At 74.1% G+C, this 6,656-nt stretch carries 5 protein-coding genes and 1 riboswitch; all 5 genes read left to right on the top strand.

The genetic code is table 11. The features are described 5' to 3' along the window. Positions 1-194 precede the first annotated feature (194 nt). Positions 195-379, top strand: a riboswitch (cobalamin riboswitch). 251 nt (positions 380-630) lie between these two features. Continuing rightward, positions 631-987 (top strand): DUF1636 family protein, encoded by a 357-nt coding sequence (locus CCR87_RS07945; RefSeq protein ID WP_242511919.1) that lies wholly within the window; start codon positions 631-633, stop codon positions 985-987. Then, positions 984-2,021 (top strand): cobalamin biosynthesis protein CobW, encoded by a 1,038-nt coding sequence (gene cobW / locus CCR87_RS07940; protein WP_201157007.1) that lies wholly within the window; start codon positions 984-986, stop codon positions 2,019-2,021. Before CCR87_RS07945 ends, cobW begins: the two co-directional genes overlap by 4 nt. Continuing rightward, a complete protein-coding gene (gene cobN, locus CCR87_RS07935) occupies positions 2,021-5,365 on the top strand; it encodes a cobaltochelatase subunit CobN (protein ID WP_201157006.1) in 3,345 nt (1,114 codons plus the stop codon). The genes cobW and cobN overlap by 1 nt, the downstream gene beginning before the upstream one ends. After that, complete coding sequence (locus tag CCR87_RS07930) at positions 5,355-5,984, top strand: precorrin-8X methylmutase (protein WP_201157005.1); 630 nt, start codon at positions 5,355-5,357, stop codon at positions 5,982-5,984. Before cobN ends, CCR87_RS07930 begins: the two co-directional genes overlap by 11 nt. Next, a partial coding sequence (cobI, locus tag CCR87_RS07925; RefSeq protein WP_201157004.1) for a precorrin-2 C(20)-methyltransferase occupies positions 5,981-6,656 on the top strand: 676 nt, incomplete at its 3' end. The genes CCR87_RS07930 and cobI, both read left to right, overlap by 4 nt.

Here is a 6,656-nt window from a genome sequence, read left to right as displayed (position 1 = left end):
GTGGGGGGGCTTGTGGCGCTGCATCTGGGGGCGGTTCTGGGCCTGCTGCTGGGCCTGCCCTTTGGCAAGCTGTCGCATGGCGGCTGGCGGGCGCTGGCGCTCTATCGCCACGCGGCCGAGCGCGCGGCAGCACGCGCCCCCCGCGCTGTCCAGCGCACTTGACAAGTCTTCGCGTTGCCGGGCATGACAGCCGGGCTGGTGCCCACCTTTCGGGTGGGTGAAAAGGGAATGCGACAGGGGCCCCCAAGCCCCCAAGCGCAGCCGCCCCCGCGACCGTGACCGGAGAGGTCGCCCGACGCCACTGGCCAACAGGCTGGGAAGGCCGGGCGCCCGCCAGAGGCTCCCCCTCTGACATCCGCAAGCCGGGAGACCTGCCAGCGGCGCGCCCATCCGGGTGCGTGTCCGTGAAAGCAGGCGGGGTGCCCTGCGCGCGCTACTCCGGCCCCGTGGCCGGACAGGCGTCTGCCGTGCCCCCGTCCCCAACCGCGTCGCGGAGGGCGACGCAAGGGAGCACGCCATGACCCTGCACAGCAGGTCCTTCTTGCATGATGCCATGCCTTCGGGCGGGGCCGGCATGCCGCCGCGACCGCGCCCATGACCGGCGCGCCCCCCGCCACCCCGCCCGCACCGATGGAACTGCTCGTCTGTGTCACCTGTCGTCAGGGGGCACCGGTGGACGATGCGGCCCCCCGCGCCGGAGCGGTGCTTCTGGATGCGCTGTCGGCGCTGGACTGGCCCGGGGATGTGACCCTGCGGCCGGTGGAATGCCTGTCCAACTGCTCGGCCGGCTGCACGGTGGTGCTGCGGGGGGCGGGACGCTGGAGCTATGTCTACGGCAACCTTGGGCCCGATCAGGTCGCCACCGTGGCCGAGGGCGCGGCGCTGTATCGCGCCGCCCCCGATGGCGTCGTGCCGTGGCGCGCCCGCCCCGAGCATTTCCGCAAGAACTGCATCGCCCGTATCCCACCCCCGGAGGCCCCCCGATGACCGACCTGTCGAAGCTGCCCGTCACCGTGATCACCGGCTTCCTCGGCTCGGGCAAGACCACGCTGATCAGCCACCTGATGCGCAACGCGGGCGGCCGCCGGCTGGCCGTCGTCGTCAACGAATTCGGCGATGTCGGCGTGGACGGCGAGATCCTGAAGGGGTGTGCCATCCCCGACTGCCCCGAGGACAACATCGTGGAGCTGCCCAACGGCTGCATCTGCTGCACCGTGGCCGACGACTTCATCCCCACCATCGAGCGGCTGATGGCGCTGGAGCCGCGCCCCGACCACATCCTGATCGAGACCTCGGGGCTGGCCCTGCCGAAACCGCTGCTCAAGGCCTTCGACTGGCCTGCGATCCGCTCGCGCATCACCGTGGACGGGGTGATCGCCGTGGCCGATGCCGAGGCCGTGGCGGCGGGCCGGTTCGCCCCCAACCCCGCGGCGGTGGACGCCCAGCGCGCCGCCGACGACAGCCTCGACCACGAGACCCCGCTGTCGGAGGTGTTCGAGGACCAGATCGCCTGTGCCGATCTGGTGCTGCTGACCAAGCCCGACCTGGCCGGGCCCGCAGGCGTGGCCGCGGCCCGCACGGTGATCGGGACGCAGGCGCCGCGGGCCATCCCGGTGATCGAGGTCACCGAGGGCGCGGTCGACGCCCGGGTGGTGCTGGGCATCGGGGCCGCCGCCGAGGCCGACCTCGACGCCCGGCCCAGCCATCACGACGGCGCCGATGACCACGACCACGACGATTTCGAAAGCCTGCTGGTGGAGTTGCCCGAACAGGCCGATCCCGGCACCCTCGTGGCCCGGATCGAGGCGCTGGCGCGCAGCCGCAACATCCTGCGCGTCAAGGGATACGCCGCCGTGCAGGGCAAGCCCATGCGCCTGCTGGTGCAGGCCGTGGGCGCGCGGGTGCGCCACCAGTACGACCGGCCCTGGGCGGCGCAGGAGGTCCGCGCCACCCGCCTTGTCGTGATCGCGGAGCACGACGACATCGACCCCCCCGCCATCCGTGCCGCGCTGGGCGCCTGATGCACGTCGTCTTCCGCGAAAGCCACGGGCTGGACGACGCCGGAACCCCGGTCGACCTGGGCCAGGCCCCGGCCGATCTGGTGGTGCTGTCGTTCTCCGACAGCGATCTGGGCGCGTTTGCGGCGGGCTGGCACGGGGGCGGCGGGCCGCAGGGGCGCCTGCCGTCGCTGCGGCTGGCGAACCTTGCGGCGCTGAAGCATCCGCTGTCGGTCGACACCTATGTGGAGCGGACGCTGTCGGGGGCGCGCGGCATCCTGATCCGGTTGATCGGCGGGCGGGCCTATTGGGCGTATGGCCTGCAGCAGGTCCGCGCGCTGGCGGCCGAGCGGGGGATCGCGCTGGCGGTGCTGCCGGCCGACGGGCGGGCGGATGCGCAACTCGACGCGGTCTCGACGCTGCCGGTGTCCACGCTGCGGCGGCTCGCGCATCTGTGCGATGCGGGCGGCGCGATGGCCGCGCGGGCGACGCTGGCACAGATGGCGCTGGCGGCGGGGTTGTATGCGGCCCCCGTGCGAGGCCCCAAGGGCGTGGCCGAGGTCGGCGCCTGGACGCCCGAACACGGGGCGTGCTGTCCGCTGGTGGACCTTGGCCCCGCCACCGACCGGCCGCGCATCCTGCTGACATTCTACCGCGCCTATCTCACGGCGGCCGATCTGGCGCCGATGGCCGCATTGCACGCCGCGTTTCGCGCGCGCGGCTGCGATGTCACGGCGCTGTTCGCGCCCTCGTTGAAGGCGCCCGAGGCGGCGCGCTGGCTGGCCCGGCAGGTGGCGCATCTGGCGCCCGCCGCGATCGTCAACGCCACCGCCTTTTCGGCGCGGGGCGCGGATGGCACCGCGCCGCTCGATGCCGCGGGGGTGCCGGTGTTCCAGGTGGCGCTGGCGACGTCCTCCCGCCAGGCCTGGGCCGAGGCCGAGCGCGGCCTGTCGCCGGCCGACCTGGCGATGCATGTGGTCCTGCCGGAGGTCGACGGGCGCGTGTTCGCCGGTGTCGCGTCGTTCAAGGAGCCCGGCACGCGGGATGCGGACCTGCAATTCGCCCGTCATGCCCATGCCGCGCACCCCGAGCGCATCGACGCCATTGTCGGGCGCGTGCTGGGCTGGGTGCGGCTGGCGCGCACACCCGGCGCGGAACGGCGTCCGGCGCTGGTGCTGTCCAGCTACCCCGGCAAGGGCTGGCAGATGGCGCATGCCGTGGGCCTCGACGCGCTGGCCTCGGCCGAGGCGGTGCTGGAGGATCTGGCGGCCGACGGCGTGCCGGTCGCCCCCGGCCAGCCGCTGGCCGATGCGCTGGCCGGGACGCCGGGTGGGGCGCCGGGTGGGGCGCCGGACGGGGCGCAGCTGGCGTGGCCGATCGCGGACTATCACGCGGCGCTGGCGCAGCTGCCGCAGGGGCTGCGCGACGCGCTGCATGCGGCCTGGGGCCCGCCCGAGGATGACCCGGCCGTGCGCGACGGTGCCTTTCACTTCAACGCCACGCGCCGGGGCGAGGTGCTGGTGGCGCTGCAACCCGAGCGCGGGCAGGGCGCGACGCGCGATGCGGACTACCACGACCTCGGCCACACGCCGCGCCACGGCTATGTCGCCTTCTACCTCTGGCTGCGGGCGGCGGGCTGCGACGTGGTGATCCACATGGGCGCGCATGGCACGCTGGAATGGCTGCCGGGCAAGGCGGTGGCGCTGTCGTCGGACTGCTGGCCCGAGGCCCTGATCGGGCCCTTGCCGGTGATCTATCCCTTCATCGTGAACGACCCCGGCGAGGCCGCCCAGGCCAAGCGCCGCATCGGTGCCGTCACGCTGGGCCACATCCCGCCGCCCCTGCGCCGGTCCGCCACGCCTGACCGGTTCGCCCGGCTGGAGGCCCTGCTGGACGAATTCTCCAACGCCGACGGTCTGGACCCCGCGCGCCGCGACCGGTTGCAGGGCGACATCCGGGCCGAGGCGCGGGCGCTGGGGGTGGAGGACGACCTCGGCCTGGCGACAGCCACCTGCGCGGCCGAGGCGATCACCCGCATCGACCGCTTCGTGTGCGACATCAAGGACAGCCAGTTCGGCGACGGGCTGCATGTGTTCGGCCGCCCCTCGGTGGCGCAGGGCGCCTTCGATACCGCTCCTTCGGCCGCGGCCGAGCGCGCGGGGCTGCGCGCGGCGCTGGCGGGCGCGCGGGTGGCGCCGGGGCCGTCGGGCTCGCCCTTTCGCGGGCGGCGGGACGTGCTGCCGACGGGGCGCAACCTCTATACCACCGACCCGCGCGCAGTGCCCACCTGCGCGGCCCATGCCCAGGGCGTGCGGCTGGCGGGGGAACTGGTGCGCCGCCACCTTCAGGACCACGGTGACTGGCCGCGCGGGCTGGTGGTGGATTTGTGGGGCTCGGCCACCATGCGCACGGCGGGCGAGGATTTCGCCATGGCGCTGCACCTTCTGGGCTGCAAGCCGCTGTGGGACGAGGGCTCCGACCGGGTGTCGGGGGTGGAGGTGCTGCCGATCGCGATGCTCGACCGGCCGCGCATCGACGTGACCCTGCGGGTGTCGGGGCTGTTTCGCGACGTGTTCCCGTCGTTGTCGGCGCTGTTCCAGCAGGCGGTCCGCGCACTGGCCGCGCGCGACGAGGCGCCGGACTGGAACCCCTATGCCGGGCGGGCCGCGACCGCCCGCGTCTATGGGCCCGCGCCGGGCCGGTACGGGCTGGGCCTGGGTGCTGCGGCCGAGGACTACACCGACGACGCCCGCCGCGCCGCCGGACAGGCGTGGCTGGCCGCCAGCAGCCACGCGCTGGACGGCACCGCCACGCGGCCCGACCCGGAGGGGATCGCCGCGCGGCTGGCCGGGGCGGATGCGTTCGTGCACGCGCAGGACCTGCCGGAGACCGACCTGCTGCTCGCCGCCGACTACGCCGCCCACGAGGCCGGATTCGCAGCCGCGCAGGCGATCACCGGCGGCAGCGCCGCGCTCTATCACCTCGACAACACCGACCCCGACCGGCCCCGCGCCCGCACCCTGGGCGAGGAAATCGCCCGCGTGGTCCGTGCCCGCGCCGCCAACCCCGCCTGGATCGCGGGCATGCGCCGCCACGGGTTCCGCGGCGCGGCCGAAATCGCGGCGACGCTCGATCATCTGGCGGCGTTCGCGCATCTGGCGGGTGTGGTGCCGCCGCATCTGTTCGATCTGTATCACGAGGCAACGCTGGGGGACGCCGGTGTCAGTGCCTTCATGGCGGACGCCAACCCCGGCGCGCTGGCGGCCCTGCGCGACCGCTTTGCCGCGCTGGCCCGTGCCGGGCTGTGGCGGACCCGCAGCAATTCCATCGCGGCCAGTCTGCCGCCGGAGACCTCCCATGCCCCATGAGTACGAGACCGACGGCGCCGCGATCTACCGGCAGTCCTTCGCCATCATCCGCGCCGAGGCCGACCTCGCCCGCTTCGACCCCGACGAGGAACCGGTCGCGGTGCGCATGATCCACGCCGCCGGCATGGTCGCGCTGGCGCCGCATATCCGGTTCTCGGCGGGGTTTGCCCGGGCCGCGCGGGCCGCGTTGCAGGCGGGCGCGCCGATCCTGTGCGATGCGCGCATGGTGTCCGAGGGGATCACCCGCGCGCGCCTGCCGGCCGGCAACGCGGTCGTGTGCACCCTGCACGATGCGGCCACCCCGGCGCGGGCCACCGCGATGGGCACCACCCGATCGGCCGCCGCGCTGGAGCTGTGGTTGCCGCATCTGGCCGGGGCCGTGGTGGCCATCGGCAATGCGCCCACCGCGCTGTTTCACCTGCTCGACATGCTGGAGGACCCGACCTGTCCCCGCCCGGCGGCGATCATCGGCTGCCCCGTCGGATTCGTCGGCGCGGCCGAATCCAAGAACGCGCTGTGGGCCGACCCGCCCGCGCCGTGCTGCATCGTCGCGGGACGGCTGGGCGGCAGCGCGATCACCGTCGCCGCCGTCAACGCCCTGGCGAGCCGCGCCGAATGACCCCCGGCACGGTCTATGGACTCGGCCTCGGCCCGGGCGCTGCGGATCTGATGAGCGTGCGCGCCGACCGCCTGTTGCGCGGCGCCACCCATGTGGCGTTCTTTCGCAAGGCCGGGCGCCCCGGACAGGCCCGCCGCATCGCCGACGGGCTGATCCCGGCGGGCGCCACCGAGCATCCGATGGATTACCCCGTCACCACCGAGATCCCGGTCGACGACCCCCGCTACAACGCGGTCCTGGCGGACTTCTACAGCCGGTGCACCGCGCATCTGCGCGCGCTGGCCGGGGGGGGCGCCGACGTGGTGGTGCTGTGCGAAGGCGACCCGTTCCTTTACGGCTCGTTCATGCATCTGCATGCGCGTCTGTCGGGCGTGGTGCCGGTGCAGGTGGTTCCGGGCATTTCCGGCATGTCGGCGTCCTGGACCGCCACGGACATGCCGATCACCTGGGGCGACGATGTGCTGACGGTGCTGCCGGGGACCCTGCCCGAGGACCGGCTGAGGGATGCCATCCGCGCGGCCGACGCCGTCGTGGTGATGAAGATCGGCCGCCACCTGCCCCGGCTGCGCCGGGCGCTGGTGGCGGCGGGGCGGGCGGCGGATGCCTTCATCGTCGAATACGCCGCGATGCCGGAGCAGCGGGTGATGCGGCTGTCGGAGTACCCGCCCGAGC

Origin of the sequence: Rhodobaculum claviforme (assembly GCF_016653255.1) — a bacterium.
Taxonomy (GTDB): domain Bacteria; phylum Pseudomonadota; class Alphaproteobacteria; order Rhodobacterales; family Rhodobacteraceae; genus Rhodobaculum; species Rhodobaculum claviforme.
The sequence above is the reverse complement of the archived record's forward strand: the minus strand, read 5'-3'. Positions and strand labels throughout refer to the sequence as shown.